Origin of the sequence: Nonomuraea sp. NPDC050383 (assembly GCF_044459125.1) — a bacterium.
Taxonomy (GTDB): Bacteria; Actinomycetota; Actinomycetes; order Streptosporangiales; family Streptosporangiaceae; genus Nonomuraea.
Map to the genome: position 1 here is coordinate 146,096 of NZ_JBITIP010000008.1, position 17,829 is coordinate 163,924.

At 73.6% G+C, this 17,829-nt stretch carries 16 protein-coding genes and 1 pseudogene; 11 read left to right on the forward strand and 6 right to left on the reverse strand.

Annotation, left to right across the window (positions count from 1 at the left end; genetic code table 11):
- Nucleotides 1-114 precede the first annotated feature (114 nt).
- The 4 genes from ACIBG4_RS21335 (at nucleotide 115) to ACIBG4_RS21350 (ending at nucleotide 3,946) form a co-directional block, all read left to right on the forward strand.
- Nucleotides 115-936 carry a BTAD domain-containing putative transcriptional regulator gene (locus ACIBG4_RS21335; RefSeq protein ID WP_397203259.1) on the forward strand — a complete coding sequence of 274 codons (822 nt, stop codon included), beginning with the start codon at nucleotides 115-117 and terminating at the stop codon, nucleotides 934-936.
- 64 nt (nucleotides 937-1,000) lie between these two features.
- Nucleotides 1,001-2,002, forward strand: coding sequence for a hypothetical protein (locus ACIBG4_RS21340; protein ID WP_397203260.1), 1,002 nt, complete (start codon nucleotides 1,001-1,003; stop codon nucleotides 2,000-2,002).
- A 74-nt stretch (nucleotides 2,003-2,076) separates the two neighbouring features.
- A complete protein-coding gene (locus tag ACIBG4_RS21345; RefSeq protein ID WP_397203458.1) occupies nucleotides 2,077-3,138 on the forward strand; it encodes a UDP-N-acetylmuramate dehydrogenase in 1,062 nt (353 codons plus the stop codon).
- A gap of 241 nt (nucleotides 3,139-3,379) precedes the next feature.
- On the forward strand, nucleotides 3,380-3,946 hold the full coding sequence (locus ACIBG4_RS21350; RefSeq protein WP_310707052.1) for a TMEM165/GDT1 family protein: 567 nt from the start codon (nucleotides 3,380-3,382) through the stop codon (nucleotides 3,944-3,946).
- A gap of 7 nt (nucleotides 3,947-3,953) precedes the next feature.
- Here ACIBG4_RS21350 and ACIBG4_RS21355 read toward each other — a convergent pair whose 3' ends face one another.
- Complete coding sequence (locus ACIBG4_RS21355) at nucleotides 3,954-6,830, reverse strand: ATP-binding protein (protein ID WP_397203261.1); 2,877 nt, start codon at nucleotides 6,828-6,830, stop codon at nucleotides 3,954-3,956.
- A gap of 119 nt (nucleotides 6,831-6,949) precedes the next feature.
- Entirely contained in the window at nucleotides 6,950-7,096 is a 147-nt protein-coding gene (locus tag ACIBG4_RS21360; protein ID WP_310707050.1) for a hypothetical protein, read from the reverse strand.
- A 286-nt stretch (nucleotides 7,097-7,382) separates the two neighbouring features.
- Here ACIBG4_RS21360 and deoC point away from each other — a divergent pair, with 286 nt between their 5' ends.
- From deoC to ACIBG4_RS21380, 4 genes are read left to right on the forward strand one after another with little or no spacing between them, the layout of a single operon-like run.
- Entirely contained in the window at nucleotides 7,383-8,312 is a 930-nt protein-coding gene (gene deoC, locus ACIBG4_RS21365) for a deoxyribose-phosphate aldolase (protein WP_397203262.1), read from the forward strand.
- 8 nt (nucleotides 8,313-8,320) lie between these two features.
- On the forward strand, nucleotides 8,321-9,745 hold the full coding sequence (locus ACIBG4_RS21370) for an aldehyde dehydrogenase family protein (protein WP_355435368.1): 1,425 nt from the start codon (nucleotides 8,321-8,323) through the stop codon (nucleotides 9,743-9,745).
- Entirely contained in the window at nucleotides 9,735-9,932 is a 198-nt protein-coding gene (locus ACIBG4_RS21375) for a hypothetical protein (RefSeq protein ID WP_310707047.1), read from the forward strand. Before ACIBG4_RS21370 ends, ACIBG4_RS21375 begins: the two co-directional genes overlap by 11 nt.
- Complete coding sequence (locus ACIBG4_RS21380; protein WP_310707046.1) at nucleotides 9,925-10,776, forward strand: aldehyde dehydrogenase family protein; 852 nt, start codon at nucleotides 9,925-9,927, stop codon at nucleotides 10,774-10,776. The genes ACIBG4_RS21375 and ACIBG4_RS21380 overlap by 8 nt, the downstream gene beginning before the upstream one ends.
- Before the next feature lie 12 nt (nucleotides 10,777-10,788).
- On the opposite strand, the gene ACIBG4_RS21385 is transcribed toward ACIBG4_RS21380, so the two are convergent.
- Entirely contained in the window at nucleotides 10,789-10,980 is a 192-nt protein-coding gene (locus tag ACIBG4_RS21385; RefSeq protein ID WP_397203263.1) for a BBE domain-containing protein, read from the reverse strand.
- Between the two features lie 97 nt (nucleotides 10,981-11,077).
- Here ACIBG4_RS21385 and ACIBG4_RS21390 point away from each other — a divergent pair, with 97 nt between their 5' ends.
- Nucleotides 11,078-11,974: a LysR family transcriptional regulator gene (locus ACIBG4_RS21390; protein WP_397203264.1), complete on the forward strand. Its 897-nt coding sequence runs from the start codon at nucleotides 11,078-11,080 to the stop codon at nucleotides 11,972-11,974.
- Nucleotides 11,975-11,990: 16 nt separating this feature from the next.
- Here ACIBG4_RS21390 and ACIBG4_RS21395 read toward each other — a convergent pair whose 3' ends face one another.
- Nucleotides 11,991-13,121 carry a serine hydrolase domain-containing protein gene (locus ACIBG4_RS21395; RefSeq protein ID WP_397203265.1) on the reverse strand — a complete coding sequence of 377 codons (1,131 nt, stop codon included), beginning with the start codon at nucleotides 13,119-13,121 and terminating at the stop codon, nucleotides 11,991-11,993.
- A gap of 161 nt (nucleotides 13,122-13,282) precedes the next feature.
- Here ACIBG4_RS21395 and ACIBG4_RS21400 point away from each other — a divergent pair, with 161 nt between their 5' ends.
- Nucleotides 13,283-14,320 (forward strand): YihY/virulence factor BrkB family protein, encoded by a 1,038-nt coding sequence (locus tag ACIBG4_RS21400; protein WP_397203266.1) that lies wholly within the window; start codon nucleotides 13,283-13,285, stop codon nucleotides 14,318-14,320.
- Between the two features lie 98 nt (nucleotides 14,321-14,418).
- Here the strand turns inward: ACIBG4_RS21400 and ACIBG4_RS21405 are convergent, their stop codons facing one another.
- Nucleotides 14,419-15,879: an amidase gene (locus ACIBG4_RS21405; RefSeq protein WP_397203267.1), complete on the reverse strand. Its 1,461-nt coding sequence runs from the start codon at nucleotides 15,877-15,879 to the stop codon at nucleotides 14,419-14,421.
- Between the two features lie 80 nt (nucleotides 15,880-15,959).
- Between ACIBG4_RS21405 and ACIBG4_RS21410 the strand changes: the two are divergent.
- Nucleotides 15,960-17,159: pseudogene (locus ACIBG4_RS21410) on the forward strand (pyridoxal-phosphate dependent enzyme).
- Here the strand turns inward: ACIBG4_RS21410 and ACIBG4_RS21415 are convergent.
- Nucleotides 17,149-17,829 (reverse strand): hypothetical protein, encoded by a 681-nt coding sequence (locus ACIBG4_RS21415; protein ID WP_397203268.1) that lies wholly within the window; start codon nucleotides 17,827-17,829, stop codon nucleotides 17,149-17,151. The pseudogene ACIBG4_RS21410 and the gene ACIBG4_RS21415 sit on opposite strands and share 11 nt — an antisense overlap.

Here is a 17,829-nt window from a genome sequence, read left to right on the forward strand (position 1 = left end):
GCCCCATGCGCGCAAGGTCCGCGCAAGCGCGGCGTGGCAGTCTAGATCGGGATCCGCTCCGCCCGATAGCACTGATGTGGCCTGTCCGTTTCAGCAGGAGCTCAGGAGGAGTCATTGCCCCCGACGTCCCATGGAGTCCGTCTCGGCCTGCTCGGCCCGCTGCAGATCCTCCGGGGTGACGGCGCGGTGGCCATCACCGCGCCCAAGCACCGCGCCGTCCTGGCCATCCTCGCGATCAACGCCGGCCGTCCCGTCTCGGCGGACCGGATCGCCGAGGAGCTGTGGCAGGGCTCGGAGCCGAAGTTCGCGCGCAAGACGCTCCAGGGGTACGTGTGGCGGCTGCGCCGGCTGCTCGGCGACGACCTGCGCACGCGGCAGGGCTCGTACGAGCTGAGCGTGGCCTCGGAGGAGACGGACGCCGCCCGCTTCGAGCGGCTGCTCGCGGACGGCCGGCGTGCCGTCCGGGACCGGCAGCTGACGCAGGCCCGCGCGCGGCTGGAGGCGGCGCTGACCCTGTGGCGCGGGCCCGCGCTGGCCGACGTCCCCGCCACGCCGATGGTCCGGGCGCACGCCGGCCGCCTGGAGGAGGCTCGGCTGCTGGCCGTCGAGGCGGTCCTGCGGACCGACGTCGACCTCGGCCGGCCCGCGGCGGCCGTCCCGGAGCTGCGGGAGCTCACCCTGACGTACCCGGCCCGCGAGCCGCTGCACGCGCTGCTCATGCTGGCGCTGTACCGCGCGGGCCGCCAGGCGGAGGCGTTGTCGGCGTACGGCGTGCTCCGCGCGACGCTGATCGCCGACCACGGCCTGGAGCCCGGCAGGCCCGTCCAGGAGCTCCACCGCCGCATCCTGGCCGCAGACCCGGATCTCGACCGGACAGACGGGCGTCCGGACGCGGATCAGCCGAGCGAGTCGATAGGGCGGGTGGCTTCGGGGTAGCGGACTGGACATGACCGAAGCTCCGCACCATGTCACAGTCTGGCCAACGGTCCGATCGATCCCCGTGTCCGCCGTGACCGACGGCACGCCGTCGCGCCGCCTGCGTCCCCCGAGGCCGCAGGACATCGCGGGCGGCACGGGCACCGGCCGCGACACCGCGGGCGGCGCGGGCCCGGGCGGCACGGGTTCGGGCGGCGCGGGCCCGAGCCCCGCCGACCGGCCGGCGGGAAGCGCTCAGACGGTAGCCACCGGGGTCGGCACGGGCCGGGCCCGTTCCGCCGGGGCGGGCGCGGGGGGCGCCGCCGGGTCCGGCGCGCGCGGCAACCCCGCCGCGGAGTTCGGCTTCTCCGGCGACCCGGCCCAGCACGGCGACCCCGGCGACGACCTCCTCCACGCCCAGCGCGTCTGGGACGGCTCGCTGGCCGTCAACCGCCTGGACGACCTCGGCGTCAACGCCGAGCGGCAGCGGGTACGCACCGAGGACATCACGACCACCGTCGGCGTCGTGGTCGACGGGAACCCCGAGGACACGCGCCGGACGTTGCGCTCGGTGATCGAGCACACCGCCGCGCACATCCTGGCCCTCGACCTCGGCGACGTGGACGGCGCCGGAGCGGTGCTGAGCGAGCTGGCCGGCCGCCACCCGGAGCGCTTCACCGTCTGGCACGTCGAGGAGAAGCCCGCCTGGCGGGGCGGCACGGCCACGTGGGGGGAGTGCCGGGCCAAGCTGCTGCGGCTGGACACGGCCGAGGTGCACGTCGTGATGGACAGCTCCGTCGTGCTGGACGGCGACGCGATCACGCCTCTCGTCGCGGCGATCGACGACGGCGCGGTGGCGGCCGGGTGGACGGGCCTGGAGCAGGACGGCGGCGCCTGGCGCGAGAGCGGCCCGGGAGAGGCCGCGCGGGAGGTCTCCGCGCTCGGCGGCGACCTGCTGGCGGTACGGAGGTCGGCGGCCCTCGGCGACGCACCCGAGGACGCGCGGGACGGCTCGGAGCTGTCCCGGGGACTGCGCGGCGTCCAGGTGGTCCCCGGCGACCGCCTCCCGGTCCGCCGCCAGCGCTGACGAGCTCCCGATCCCGTCGAAGAGGAGAGCCTCCGGAGCGGTCCGGGCATCTCCTAAGCTTGGGGCTCATGGAGATGCTCGCGCCGTACACCACGCTGGGCCTGGGCGGCCCGGCCCGCCGCTTCGTCGAGGCAGCCACCGCTGAGCAGCTGGTCTCCGAGGTGGCCGAGGCCGACCGGACGGGCGAGCCGGTGCTCGTGCTCGGCGGCGGCAGCAACGTCGTGGTGGCCGACGACGGCTTCGACGGCCTGGTCGTGAAGGTCGCCTCCGAGGGCGTGTCGGTCTCGCGCGACGGCGAGCAGGTGCTCGTCACGGTCGAGGCGGGCGAGAGCTGGGAGTCGCTGGCCGCCCGCGCCGTGGCGGAGGGCTGGGCCGGCGTCGAGTGCCTGTCGGGCGTCCCCGGCCTGGTCGGCGCCACCCCCATCCAGAACGTCGGCGCGTACGGCCAGGAGGTCTCCCAGACCATCAGGTGCGTACGCGCCTACGACCGCCGCACGCGTCACGTCGTCGACGTGGAGGCGCGCCAGTGTGCCTTCTCCTACCGCGACAGCGCGTTCAAGCGCGACCCCGGGCGGCACGTGGTGCTCGCGGTGACCTACGCCCTGGACGTGTCCGGGCTGTCGGCGCCCATCGCGTACAAGGAGCTGGCCGGGCGGCTCGGCGTCGAGCCCGGCGAGCGGGTGCCGCTGGCGGACGCCCGTGAGGCCGTGCTGGAGCTGCGGCGCTCCAAGGGCATGGTGATCGACCCGGCCGACCCCGACACCCGCAGCGCGGGCTCGTTCTTCACCAACCCGGTGCTGAGCCGGGAGGAGGCGGAGGAGCTGGGGACCCGCGCGCCCGGTCACCCGCGCTGGGACCTGCCGGACGGCTCCGTCAAGATCCCCGCGGCCTGGCTGATCGAGCAGGCGGGCTTCGCCAAGGGCTACTCCCGCGGCCCGGCCCGCATCTCCACCAAGCACACGCTGGCGCTGACCAACCCCCAGGGCGAGGCCACCGCGGCCGACCTGCTGGCGCTGGCCGGCGAGGTGCGCGACGGGGTGCGGGAGAAGTTCGGGGTGACGCTGGTCAACGAGCCGGTGCTGGTCGGCTGCGAGCTGGACCCCGGGCAGCCGGCCGTGGCCGGGGCCCCGGAATAGGGCACACCCGGAGACTTGTTAGAGTTCTCCGGAAACACACCGAGGGGGAGTAGTCCCAATCGCGTGATCGACACACTGGCGCCGCGGCGCCCGGTCACGCGGGCCTTTGACGGGCGGACGAGACCTTCGGCCTGGCAGTCGTGGACATGTACGTCATGGACGAAGACGCTGCCGGGCCGGAGTCATGCCCGGATCTCCCCCGGGCGGCCCGCTCACGGTCCGGCCGCGCGGAAGAGGACCGTTGGAAGCGTTCTGGATCAGTCTCGCCGTCATCTTCGTGGCGGAGCTGGGTGACAAGAGCCAGCTGATGGCGATGACGTTCGCCACCCGTTTCAAGTTCTGGCCGGTGCTGACCGGCATCACCCTGGCGACGGCCGTCGTTCACCTGTTCAGCGTGGCCGTCGGCCGGCTGGTGGGCGACGCGCTGCCCACCACCGCCATCTCCGTCGTGGCGGGCATCGCGTTCCTCGGGTTCGCCCTCTGGACGCTCAGGGGTGACGAGCTGTCCGACGAGGAGTCGAACAAGGCGCAGCGCACCACCCGCAACGCGATCATCGCCGTCACCGTGGCGTTCTTCCTGAGCGAGCTGGGCGACAAGACCATGCTGGCCACGATCACGCTGGCCACGCAGCACGGCTGGCTGGGCACGTGGATCGGCTCCACGGTCGGCATGGTGGCCGCCGACGCGCTGGCCATCGTGGTCGGCCGCATGCTGGGCAAGCACCTGCCGGAGAAGGTCATCAGGTACGGCGCCGCCGCCGCGTTCGCCGTGTTCGGCGTCGTCCTGCTGGTGGAGGCGTTCGTGTGAGGCGTGCCTAGAGCGACAGCAGCGAGAGGCGGTGGGCCGCCGCGGCGGCCTCGCCGCGCGTCGTCACCCCGAGCTTGGCCAGGATGTTCGACACGTGCACGCTGACCGTCTTGGCCGAGATGAACAGCTCGCCGGCGATGTCGCGGTTGGTGCGGCCGAGCGCCACCAGCCGCAGCACCTCCAGCTCGCGCGGTGTGAGCAGCTCCGGCGTCACCTGGCCGGGCTGCTGCGGCTGGATCCCGCCGACGCGGCGGGCCAGCGCGTCGATCTCCTCCAGCAGCGGCGCGGCCCGCAGCTCCGCCGCCAGCGGCCGGGCCGGCGCCAGCCGTGACGCGGCCCCCTCACGGTCGCCCGACCGGGCCGCGACCCCGGCGGCCCGCAGGAGGGCCTTGGCCTGGTTGTGCGGGCGGTTGAGCCGCTCCCACGCCGCCGCGGCGGCGTCGAAGTCACGTGAGTACGACAGCCGGTACGCCTCGGCGACCGGCCCGCTCACCTTGAGCCGGGCGGCGACCTCGGCGGCCTGCTCGCGCACCGCGCGGGCACGGGCCGGCTCGGCGTCCTGCATCGCGTCGCAGACCACGGTCAGCAGGGCGAGCAGCCGCCAGCCGAGCATGGCCTTCGGGGACTGGGCGGGCCGGGCGAGCGTGCGCTCGGCGACCGCCAGCGCGGCGTCCGGCTCGCCCCGCAGCAGGTGCCAGCCGATGTGCAGCCGCATGCTGTTGGTGATGTCCTGGACGAAGTCCTCCGGCCGCTCGGACAGCACGCCGGTCTCGCGCAGGATGCTCTCCACGAGGTCCACCTCGCCCCGGCCGATGGCCACGTCGGCCCGCACCCGCAGCAGGTGGTGGCGGTTGCGCAGCACCGGGCCGAGGTTGAGCGCCCGATCGACGGTGTCGAGGGCCTCGTCCCAGCGGCCGATCGCCTCCAGCGTCTCGGCCATGTTGAGCAGGCTGAACAGGCCGGACAGCCGGACCCGGCCGTACTTCTTGGCCTGCCGCCAGCCCTCCTCGCCCAGCGCCAGGGCCTCCTGCCAGCGGCCGAGGTCGTTGAGCGTGTCGACGTTGTTGCCGATCGCGCGGGTGATCACCCGGCCGGAGCCCTCCTCGCGGCCGATCTCCAGCGCGCGCAGGTTGGTGGCGAGCGTGGCCTCGGTGTCGCCGGCGAGCGACTGGCCGAGCGCCACGTTGAGCAGCAGCTCGGCCTCCTGGCAACGGTCGCCCAGCTTCCTGGCCAGGGCGAGGCCCTCCTCGGCGAGCGCGAGGCCCTCCTCGGCGTCGCCGCGCAGCATGAGGTGCTGCGACATCGGCACGATGACGTCGACGCGGGCCAGGTTCGGCTCGGGCACGAGGCGCAGCGCGTGGCGGAGCTGCTCGACGACGTCGGTCTTCTCCTTGTAGACCTTGAGCTGGGCCCAGCGCACGAGCAGCTTGGCGACCCGGGCCGGCTCGCGCGTCTCGTCCAGCTCGGCCAGCGCCGCCTTGACGAACTTCAGGCCCCGGTCGAGGTCGCCGCTGGCGCGCGCGGCCTCGCTGGCCTTCTCCAGCACCGCGGTGTGGTCGGCGCCGATGCGCTCGGCCGCGTCCGGCACGCGGTCCCACAGCATGAGCACGCGTTCCAGCAGGGGGATGGCCTCGGTGTAGGCGAAGGCGTGGAACGACGCGCGGGCCGCCTCCCAGGCGGAGATCAGCGCCCACTCGTCGTCGCGCGCGCCGTGCCAGTGGTGGGCCAGCTCGACCTCGGCGCGGCCGGGCGGCACGAGCGTGCGGTCGCGGGAGATCTCCTCGGCGTAGCGGGCGTGCAGCCGCTGGTGCTCGCCGGGCAGCAGCTCGTCGTGGACGGCCTCGCGGATGAGCGAGTGGCGGAAGAGGTAGGCGCGGCCGTCGGCGATCTGTAACACGTTGCCGGCGATGGCCGGGCGCAGCGCGCCCTCCAGCTCCGGGTCGGACAGGCCGCTGACGGCGGCGAGCAGCGCGTGACCGACGCGGATGCCGCCGGCGGCGGCGATGCGCAGCACCCGCTGCGTCTCCTCGGGCAGCCGCTCGACCGCGCCGAGGATGAGGTCCTGCATCGAGGACGGGAACGCGCAGTCCACGCCGCCGTCGAGCAGCGCCTCGACGAACAGCGGGATGCCCTCGCTGCGGTCGTAGACCTTCTCCACCTTGTGGAAGGCGGGCGATTTGCCGAGGATGCCGGCCATCTGCTGGGCCACCTCGTCCTTGGACAGGCGGGGCAGGTCGAGCCGGAGAACGCCGCTGACCCGCCCCAGCTCGGCCAGCACCGGGCGCAGAGGGTGCTGCCGGTGCAGGTCGTCGGAGCGGTATGTCATGACGATGAGCACCTGAGGCGCGCTCAGGTTGCGGCACAGGAACGCGATCAGGTCGCGGCTGGACCTGTCGGCCCAGTGGATGTCCTCGATGAGGAGGACGGTCGGGCGGCTCTCGGCCAGCCGCTCCAGCAGCGTGAGGATCTGCTCGAACAGCCGTGCCCGGCCGGTGTCGGTGTCGCCGTCCCCGCTGGGCTCGCCGAACTCGGGCAGCAGCCGGGCAAGGTCGCGCTCGGCGCCCTCGGGCAGCAGTGACGCCACCCGGGCGCGGCCCTGCTCCCGGACGAGCTGCCGCAGCGCGGCGGTGAACGGCGCGTAGGCCAGGCCCTCGGCCGACAGCTCGACGCATCCGCCGTACAGGATGAGGGCGCCGTCCCGGGTGACCTGCTCGGCGAAGCGCTGCGCGAGCCTGGTCTTGCCGACGCCGGCCTCGCCGCCGAGCAGCACGGCCGTCGCGTTGCCCTGCCGGGCCTCCGCGAACGCCTGGGAGAGGGTCGTCAACTCCTCCGCCCGTCCGACGAAGACGGGACTCACCGAACGGCCCAGCATGTCTTCCAGCATGTCATGCCCTTTGGTGAGCTTTCGCCGTATTTATGAGGGATTCCCGGTGGGGACGGTTCTTCAGGTGGGCGCAGAGGCCCGGCCGCGAGGGAGGGTGCGGCCGGGCTCTCGTGACGTGCTCATGAAGAACGGCGCTTGCCGAAGACCGAGCGACGCTCGGACTTGTTGCCCTTCTCCGCCTCGCGTACCCGGCGGTGCTCCTCGGCGGCGGCGCGCAGCTCCCGCGCGTGGCTCTTCATCAGCTGGTAGTCCATCTCGGGGTTCATGGTGTCTCCTGTTTCAACCCGCTTCTTCCTGACATCCTTAAGATTCGGGCTAAGGCCCACCCCGCCACATCGGGCGGATTCCCTATCTCCGGGGCGGTTCTGGCAGAGGGGTACCTAGGACGTGGCCCCGTACCGCCTTAGACAGCCCTACGCGCACCTCAGAGCCGCCTTACGCCGCCCTGGGAGCCCTCTCCTCCGCTCACCGGACACGAGTGGCCGGACACCAGGGGAAAGATCCGGTTTGGAGCTGGCCACCCTGGTCGGCGATGCTGTGAAGGTGTCAACTATGACTACTTCGCTCGCGGACGTGGCCGCTTCCGGCACGACGCTCAGAGCGTTCCTGCACGGCCTGCCCGGTGTGGACCGGGTCGGCGCGGACCAGCGGGCGGCGATGCTGGGCACCCGTTCCATCAAGACGACGGCCAAGGCCCGGGCGATCGATCTGGCCATCTCGATGGTCGACCTGACCACCCTGGAGGGCGCCGACACCCGCGGCAAGGTGCGGGCCATGTGCGTCAAGGCCGTCCACCCCGGCGCCGGGGTCCCCCGCGTGGCGGCCGTCTGCGTCTATCCCGACATGGTTCCCGTGGCCGCGGAGGCCGTGGCCGGCTCGGGCGTGAAGGTGGCCTCCGTGGCCACGGCCTTCCCCAGCGGCCGCTCCTCCCTCGACGTCAAGGTGGCCGACACCGAGCTCGCGGTCGCCGCGGGCGCCGACGAGATCGACATGGTGATCGACCGGGGCGCGTTCCTGTCCGGCGACTACCTCAAGGTGTGGGAGGAGATCGTCGCGGTCAAGGCGGCCTGCGGCGACGCCCACCTCAAGGTCATCCTGGAGACCGGCGAGCTGGCCACCTACGACAACGTGCGGCGTGCCTCGTGGCTCGCGATGCTGGCCGGCGCCGACTTCATCAAGACCTCCACCGGCAAGGTCTCGCCCGCGGCGACGCTGCCGGTGACGCTCGTCATGCTGGAGGCGGTGCGCGACTTCCGCGACCGCACCGGCCGCCAGGTCGGCGTCAAGCCCGCCGGCGGCATCCGCACCACCAAGGACGCCATCAAGAACCTGGTGCTCGTCAACGAGGTCGCCGGCGACGACTGGCTCTCGCCCGACTGGTTCCGCCTGGGCGCCTCGTCGCTGCTCAACGACCTGCTGATGCAGCGCGAGAAGCTGGCCACCGGCCGTTACGCCGGTCCCGACTACTTCACCCTGGACTGAGGATGGCGATGTTCGAGTACGCGCCGGCCCCCGAGTCGCGCGAGGTCGTCGACCTGCGGCCGTCCTACGGCCTGTTCATCGACGGCGAGTTCACCGAGGGCTCCGGCCCGGAGTTCAAGACCGTCAACCCCGCCACCGAGGAGACGCTCGCCGAGGTGGCCTGCGCCTCGGCCGACGACGTGGACCGCGCGGTGCGCGCCGCGCGCAAGGCGTTCGGCGGCTGGAGCGCCCTGCCCGGCTCCGAGCGGGCCAAGTACCTGTTCCGCATCGCGCGGATCATCCAGGAGCGCTCGCGCGAGCTGGCGGTGCTGGAGTCCCTCGACAACGGCAAGCCGATCCGCGAGTCGCGGGACGTGGACCTGCCGCTCGTGGCCGCGCACTTCTTCTACTACGCCGGCTGGGCCGACAAGCTCGGTCACGCCGGGTTCGGGCCGAGCCCGCGCCCGCTCGGGGTGGCCGGCCAGGTCATCCCGTGGAACTTCCCACTGCTCATGCTGGCCTGGAAGGTCGCCCCGGCGCTGGCCTGCGGCAACACGGTGGTGCTCAAGCCCGCCGAGACGACGCCGCTGACCGCGCTGCTGTTCGCCGAGATCTGCCGCCAGGCCGAGCTGCCGCCCGGCGTGGTGAACATCGTGACCGGCGCGGGCGAGACCGGCGCCGCCGTGGTGGCCCACCCCGAGGTGGACAAGGTGGCCTTCACCGGCTCCACGGAGGTCGGCCGGCTCATCGCGCGGACCGTCGCGGGCACCGGCAAGAAGCTCACGCTGGAGCTCGGCGGCAAGGCCGCCAACATCGTCTTCGACGACGCCGCGATCGACCAGGCCGTCGAGGGGATCGTCAACGGCATCTTCTTCAACCAGGGCCACGTGTGCTGCGCCGGCTCCCGCCTGCTCGTGCAGGAGTCGGTCCAGGAGGAGCTGCTGGCCGCGCTCAAGCGCCGGCTCGGCACGCTGCGGCTCGGCGACCCGCTCGACAAGAACACCGACATCGGCGCGATCAACTCCGCCGAGCAGCTCGCCAAGATCCGCTCGCTCAGCGACATCGGGGAGAGCGAGGGGGCCGAGCGCTGGTCGCCGGCCTGCGACCTGCCCGAGCGCGGCTACTGGTTCCCGCCGACCCTCTTCACCGGCGTGGCCCAGTCCCACCGCATCGCCCAGGAGGAGGTCTTCGGCCCCGTGCTGTCCGTGCTGACCTTCCGCACCCCGGCCGAGGCCGTGGAGAAGGCCAACAACACCCCGTACGGGCTGTCGGCCGGCGTCTGGACCGAGAAGGGCTCGCGCATCCTGTGGATGGCCGAGCGGCTGCGGGCCGGGGTCGTGTGGGCCAACACCTTCAACCGCTTCGACCCCGCCTCGCCGTTCGGCGGCTACAAGGAGTCCGGCTACGGCCGGGAAGGCGGGCTGCACGGGCTGGAGGCGTACCTTGACGTGTGACCACCGCCGCGCCCGCCGCAGGGCGCGCCGTGCCCAGGCCACCCGTGGCCACGCCTACGCCCGCGCCGGGCGGCCCGTACGCACCGGCTGGTACGCCCACCGCTGCGGCGTGAGCCGGTGCGGCCAGGTTTTCGTGCCGGTCGAGATGTCGCAGGAGATCACGTGGAGGGGACGCGGCGATGAGTAGGTTGGCCGTGCGCAAGACCTACAAGCTGTTCATCGGCGGGGCCTTCCCCCGCTCGGAGAGTGGGAGGTCCTACACCGTGACCTCGCCCGACGGCGACTTCCTGGCCAACGCCTCCCGCGCCTCGCGCAAGGACGCCCGCGACGCCGTGGTGGCCGCGCGCAAGGCGTTCCCCGGCTGGTCCGGGGCGACGGCCTACAACCGGGGGCAGATCCTCTACCGCGTCGCCGAGATGCTGGAAGGCCGCCGCGCCCAGTTCGCCGACGAGCTCGGCCTCGGCCGCGCGGAGGCCCTCGCGTCGGTGGATGCGGCGGTCGACCGGCTGGTCTGGTACGCGGGCTGGTCCGACAAGATCGCCGCCGTGCACGGCACGGCCAACCCGGTGGCGGGGCCGTACTTCAACCTCTCGTCGCCGGAGCCCACCGGCGTGGTCGCGGTCGTCGCGCCGGCCGACCCGCTGCTCGGGCTGGTGTCGGTGGTGGCGCCCGTCGTCGTCACCGGCAACACATGCGTCGTGGTGGCCTCCGAGCCGTCGCCGCTGGCGTCGATCACGTTCGCGGAGGTGCTGGCCACCTCCGACCTGCCGGGCGGGGTGGTCAACGTCCTCACCGGGCGGCAGGCGGAGCTGGCCCCGTGGCTGGCGGCCCACATGGACGTCAACGGGCTGGACCTGACCGGGGTGGACGACGCCGACCTCGCGCTGCGCTGCGAGCAGGAGGCGGCCGGCAACCTCAAGCGGGTCCTGCGGCCGGCGCCGGAGCCCGTGGACTGGACGGCCGACCCGGGCCTGACCAGGATGACCCGCTTCCTGGAGACCAAGACCGTCTGGCATCCGCTGGGCGTCTGAGCCCCGTCCGGCTCAGGCCGCCGGCGGGATGTCGTGGTTGAGGCGGAAGACGTCGGCCGGGTCCCACACCGCCTTGAGCGCGGCCAGGCGGCGGCAGTCGCCGGGGGCGTAGGCCGCTCGTACGTGGTCGGGGGCCGCGTGCTCGCCGGACAGAAAGGTGAGCGCGCGGCCCCCGGTCGACCACGGGGCCAGGGCGTCGCGCATCCGTTCGTGGACCCGGCGCGCGGGAGCGGGCCCATGCCGGCCAGCCAGGAGTCAGAAGTCAAAGAGATGAGTGTGCTCCTGGATATAACATCCAGTTATGGAGCTTCGTCAGCTCGCCTACTTCGTGGCCGTCGTGGAGGAGGCGAGCTTCACCCGGGCCGCCGCCTCCCTGCACGTCGCCCAGCCCGGGGTCAGCGCGCAGATCCGCCAGCTCGAACGGGAGCTGGGCCAGCCGCTGTTCGACCGGTCCGGGCGCACGGTGCGGCTGACCGCGGCGGGCGAGGCCGTCCTGCCCTACGCGCGGGCGGCGCTGAAGGCCGTGGCCGGCGTCCGGCAGGTGGTGGACGAGCTGACCGGGCTGCTGCGGGGGCACGTCGTGATGGGCGCCGTCTCCCTGCCCGGCGTGCTCGACGTGCCGGGACTGCTGGCCGACTTCCACGACGCCCACCCTGCCGTCGAGATCACCCTCAAGGAGGCCGACCCCGAGACCGTGATCCAGGAGGTGCGGTCCGGGCGGATGGACCTCGGGCTGTTCGGCCTCGGACCGGCCGTGCCGCCGGGGCTGGACGTCCAGATCGTGGCGAGTCAGCCACTCGTCGCCGCCGTGAGCCTCGACCACGAGCTGGCCGGCCGGCCCGGCGTCGAGCTGGCCGACCTGGAGGGGCGGGTACTGCTCAGCCTGCCGCCCGGCACCGGGTTGCGGGCCGGCCTGGAGGAGGGGTGCGCGGCGGCGGGGTTCCGGCCCAGGGTCGCGCTGGAGGCCAGCGAGCCGCTGGTGCTCGCCCGGTTGGCCGCCCGTGGCCTGGGCATCGCCGTGCTGCCGGAGACGGCGGTGAGCGCGGCCGAGGGACGGCTGCACGTCATCCAGATCACCCGGCCCCGGCTGCGCGGCCGGATGGCCATCGCGTGGCGGTCCGAGGGACAGGCCGGCCCGGCGGCCCGGGCACTCATCGAGCACGCCAGGAGGACGCTGCCCGACCTGGGCTTCGAGTAGGCACACCGCGCCCGCTTCATGCCGCCGGACAGAACACCGATTGGAGAGCGCTGGTGACGCGTCGCGGCATGGTCATGCGCTCGGCATCGTCCATGGCCACCGTCACGGACACGGCGAACTGCAGGCGGCCGTCCGAGGAGGTGTAGGTCGCGGCGGTGAAGCCGGGGGCGCTGCCCCCGCCCCCTGCGGCGAACTCGGGGTTGCCGGCGCACGGGCCGCCCGAAGGCGGCGGCAGCTGGCCGGGCGCCGGATCAGTGATCACTTTGCGCAGCGACTCCGGCAGGAGCCTGCCCTGTCGGAAGGCGCTTTGGAAGGCGCTGACGTCGCGCGCGGTGGAGACCACTCCGCCGGCGCCGAGCATGGTGGTGACGTTGAGCCTGTCGACATCGCGCAGCTTGCCCGTCTCGTCCGGGGCGTAGCCGTGCCCGTGCGGGCCCCTGATGCCCTCGGTCGCCTTGGTGGGCAGGTAGGTGTCGCGCATTCCGAGTGGGGCGAAGAGTCTCCGGTTGAGTTCGGCCGCCAGTGACCTTCCGGACAGTTTTTCGATGATCATGCCGAGCAGGATGTAGTTGGTGTTGGAGTAGTTGAAGGTCCCAATCTCCACGGGCCGGGAGTTCCTGCGCGAGGCCGCCAGCAGGTCGGTCGGGCGGTAGTCACGCGCGGAGTCCGAGGTGTCCGGGCCGATGTAGTCGGGGATGCCCGAAGTCAGCTGGATCAGGTCGCGTACCGTGATCTCGCCGGCCCGCTCGACCAGGTCCTTCTCCGCCACCTCCGGCAGGACCGCGCCGAGCTTGTCGTCCAGGCTCAGCTTGCCCTCCTTGACCAGTTGCAGCACCACGGTGGCGGTCATGGTCTTGGTCTGCGAGCCGATCCGGTAGCGGGCGTTCGACGGGATGGCGCCGCCCTTGCCGTTGAGCAGGCGGGAGCCGGCCGATCCCTTACCGACCCGCTTGCCGTCCACGTAGACCTCGCCGATGGCGCCCACCACGTGGCCCGTCTTCACCAAGCCTTCCATGGCCTTCTGCACGTCCCCGACCTTGACGGGGCCGGCGGACACCGAGGCGGTGGCGGGCGCGGCCACGCTCAGAGCCAGCGCCGCGCACACCACCGTGGCCATGCGAGCCACTGCCGCTCGATGCGAAACCATGAGATCTCCTTTGTCGGAAGCCGAAGCATCAGATGTCGAGTCACGGTTCTAGGGAGGGGAGTGTTCAATCGGGGTAAGTCCGACCGTCCAGCGGTCGATGTCGAGCCGCGCTTACGCGTTTCTGTAGAAAACGGGTATAAGTCTTCGCCGTGGGATCTACCGTGTCCGTCCCCCAGACGCGCGCCATGGTGGGCGACGAGCTGTCCGCCGACGACGCGTGGGCGACCCTGCGCAAGTACGGCGGATGGCATCTCACGCGCGACTCGCTGATCCGGTTCAGGTACGGCGACGGCATGAGCCACTCGCGCGCGCTCGCCTTCCAGATCTGCCTGGCCATCATCCCCGGCGCCATCGCGCTGGTCGGCCTCAGCTCCGTCACCCACCAGGAAGAGCTCGGCCAGGTGCTCGAACTCACCCTGCGCCGCCTGGCCCCCGGCGATGGCGCGGCGGTCACGGAGGCCCTGGGCAACGGGCATCACGCACGGGGCGCGCTCGCCCTGTGGCTGGGCCTGGCCACCACACTGGCGGCGCTGACCACGGCGATGGCGCAGTTCGAGCGAGGCGCGAACCGGATCTACGGTGTCGAGCGCGACCGGCCGTTCCATCGCAAGTACGCCAGGGCCGCCCTGCTCGCGCTGGTCGCCGGGGTGAGCATGATCACCGGGTTCACGGCCATGGTCGGCGGTGGGGCCATCGGCGAGGCGATGACCGAGGTCTTCGGCTGGGGCGACGGGACGCGGCAGGCGTTCGCGCTCGTCCGGTGGCCGCTCGGCTTCCTTCTCGCGCTGGTGTCCACGGTCACCCTGTTCAGGGCCTCGCCACGGCGCCGGCAGCCCGGACACAGCTGGCTCGCCTTCGGCGCGCTGGTGGCGCTGGCCCTGTGGACCCTGTTCACGCTGGCCCTGGCTCTGTACACGGCGAACAACAGCACCTTCGGCGCCACGTACGGCCCGCTGACGGCGGTCATGGCGCTGTTACTGTGGTCGTTCCTCAGCTCGATCGCGCTCTTCCTGGGCGTCGCTTTCGCGGCGCAGCTCGAAGCCTGCCGGGCCGGCGGTGTCCCGCCCGCGCACCCCGACACGGGGCCCACAGCGGAGGAGGAGCGCGAGCCCCTGGTCGGGGCGGTCGGCTCCGGCGTGATCACGACTGCCCGCCGCGTCGTCACCACGCTGGGCGGGAAGCTTCCAGGCAAGCGCTGACCGCGGGCGGCGCCCGGCCCGATCGGTCGGATAGGGGGCGGCCGTCGAGCCCGAGCTCCCGGCCCGGGCGGGCGTCACGCGGACATGCCCGGCGGGCGTCACGCGGACATGCCGGGCGGGCGGACCAGCGGGTGGGCGGCTTCGAGCTGGGCGGCCAGGCCGAGGAGCTGCGGCTCGCCGCCCGGGGGCGCGACGAGCTGCACGCCGATCGGCAGGCCGCTCGAATGCGTCGCGATCGGCACGGCCAGGGCCGGCCAGCCGCACATGTTCCACGGCCCCGTCGCGGGGGCGAACCTGATGTTGGCCGGCGCGTTGCGGGCGAACCCGCGCTCCCGCCAGCCCCCGGCCGCGGGCGGCACGGTGGCCAGGACGGGCGTGATGAGCACGTCCGCGTCCCCGAACCACTGGTCGGCTCCGTACGCCTGCCAGCGCGCCCGTCCCCGGGCCCCGTCCAGGCTCAGCGCCCGCAGCAGCCGGCCGGCACGGGCCAGCGCCCGGCTGCGACGATCGAGCCCCCGGCCACCGGCCCTCCCCGCGGCCGGGAGGGCGTCGGCGGCCTGCGCCGCGCGGGACAGCCAGGTGGCGACCGTGGACGGCCCCAGCCAGAACGGCAGGCGGCGCTCATGCTCGACCACCGTGTGCCCGGCGACCCGCAGCGTCTCCGCCGCCCCGCGCACCGCCGCCCGGAACTCCCGGTCCATCGGCAGCCCCGCAGGCAGCGGCTGCGGCGCGTACGCGATCCGCAGGTCGAACGGCTCCACCTCGGCCGGCGGCGGCGGCGCGTCCCACACCTCGTCCTCGCCCGCCCACACCGACCGCAGCATCCGGGGCGCCGGCTCCAGCCGCCGGCCGGCCCGCCACGACTCGGCCAGCGTGGGATCGGCCGCCAGCACCGACAGGGCCAGCGCCAGGTCCGGTACGCGCGCCGCCAGCGGGCCGTTCTCGCTCAGCCCGTCCCAGTCGTCACCGGGCGCCGGAACGAGCCCCGCGCCGGGCTTGACCGCGTACACACCGCACGCGGCCGCCGGGATGCGCAGCGAGCCCATGCCGTCGTTGCCCAGCGCGATCCGCACCATGCCCGCCGCCACGGCCGCGGCACTGCCCGAAGAGGAGCCGCCGGCCGTGCGGGAGGGGTTCCACGGGTTGCGGACGGTGCCGAACACGCTGTCGCCGAACGCGACCAGCCCCAGCTCGGGCAGGTTCGTCAGGCCGACCACGATCGCGCCGGCCGCGCGCAGGCGGGCGACGGCCTCGTGGTCGCGCGGCGAGGGCGAGTCGGCCGTCGCGGCCGAGCCGGCGCGCATGGCTTCGCCCGCGACCTCCAGGTTGTCCTTCACCGCCACCGGCACCCCGGCGAGCGGCAGATCGGCGAGGTCACGGCGCTCGCCCACCGCCCGCGCCTCCTCCACGGCCCGCTTCCTGACCACCCGGAACGCGCCCACCTGCGGGTCGCGCCGGGCGATCAGGTCCAGGTGCTCCTCGACGACCGCGGCGGCGCTGACCTCGCCGCGGCGCACGGCGGAGGCGATCTCTCCTGCTGATCTTCCGGCCCACGACATGCCTAGAAGTGTGCAACGTCCGGCGTCCCGTGGCGAGGCCCCTTTCGGGCGCTCGTGGGTCTCCGCCTAGGCTCGGCGGAATGAACGGCCCCTCCCTCGCCACCTGCCAGCGCTCGCTGGGCGACCCGTCCGTCACGTTCCCGCTGTGGCCTCCGCAGCTGCTCGGCTGCCCCGAGACGAGCACGGACGAGATCGCCTACCCCGTGGAGGTCGATTACGACTACGCGCGCGTGGACACCGCGCTGTTCGGCCAGGAGCCCGGGCCGGACCTGGCGCGCTGGGCGCCGCTGCTGCCGCCGCTGCGCGTGCCGACGCTGGGGGAGGGCGGCACGCCGCTGCTGGAGCTGGACGGGCTGCCCGGCGTCCACCTCAAGGACGAGTCGCGCAATCCCACCTGGTCGCACAAGGACCGCCTGAACCGGGTCGCCGTCAGCGCCGCCGTGGGCGCCGGCGCGCCGGGTGTGGTCGTCTCCTCCTCCGGCAACCACGGCGCCTCGGCCGCCGCCTACGCCGCCCGCGCCGGGCTGCCCGCGATCGTGCTCGCCTCGGCGGGCTCGCCGCCGGCCGTGCAGTCGTTCGTCCGCGCGTACGGGGCCAAGGTGCTGACCGTGCCGGAGGAGGACCGCTGACCGCTGATGCGCCAGATCGTGGACCGGCTCGGCTACCACCCGGTCAGCAACCTCACCGTGACGCACACCGGGCACCCGTTCGGCGCCGAGGGCTACAAGACCATCGCGTACGAGTTGTTCGCCCAGCTCGGGCGGGTCCCGGCGGCGGTGTTCGCGCCGACCGGCTACGCCGAGATGCTGTACGGGGTGTGGAAGGGGTTCACGGAGCTGCGCCGGCTCGGGGTCGCGCAGTCGGCGCCGCGGATGTTCGCCTGCGAGCCGGCCGTGGGCGCCCCGCACGCGCGGGCCCTGGCGACGGGCGCGCCCGCGGCGATCGTCGAGACCGGGCCCACCGGCGCGTACGGCATCGCCTGCACGGTCGGCGGGCACCGGGGCGTGCGGGCGGTGCGCGACAGCGGGGGTGAGGCGGTGCCGGTCACCGACGCCGAGCTGCTGGCGGCCCGGGACGTCCTGGCCGGGCAGGGACTGTGGCAGGAGCTGTCCGGCGCCGCCGGGCTGGCCGGCTACCGGAGGCTGGGGCGGGAGTTCGACGGGCCGGTGGTGTGCGTGGGCACCTCCAGCGGGTTCAAGGACATCGAGACCGGCCGGGAGCGGGTCAGCGTGCGGGAGAACGCCGGGCTGGACGACGTGCTCCGCGCCCTCAGCTCCTGAGCCAGATCCTGAGGGGGCCGGCCGGGGTGAAGCCGTGGCGCTCGGCGGGCGCGGTGTCCGCCTCGTAGCCGACCAGCGGGCGGCCGGACCCCGTGGCCCGGGCGACCGTCCCGGCCCAGGCCGTGTCGTCGTCGCAGCCGTTCGCGAAGACGTTGGACACGCCCACCGCCTCCCCGCCGACGGTCAGCACGCAGCCGCAGACGATCTCGCCGTCCCGCCGGCCGTACAGGATCGCGACCTCCTCCAGCAGCGACGGCGGGAAGAGGCCGTCCGTCCCGCCGCCGAAGCAGGCGTGCTCCCACGCGCGGAGCTGCGGCGCCGTGCGCACCCGCCGCCAGACGACCTCCCCGGCGTTCCCGGCTCCTTCCGGGGCCGGCATCGGCGGCCGGTGGATCCACTGCGCCTCGAACAGCACGTGGAAGCCGTGCGGCGTGAGGTCCAGCGTGGCGAAGCTGTCCTTGACCGAGGCCCCCGGGCCCGCGTCGATGCCGTCGAGCACGTCGGCCTCGGTGGCGTCCGGGGAGAGGGTGACGGCGTCGGGATAGTACGGCGGGGTCCGGCGCGGGCTCGTCCAGGCGAGGGAGGTGAAGCGGCCGGTCAGCCCGTGGGCGCGGCACATCGTGTCACACCAGGCCGCGTTGTCGCGGGCCGCTGCGAGCGCGTGGGTCAT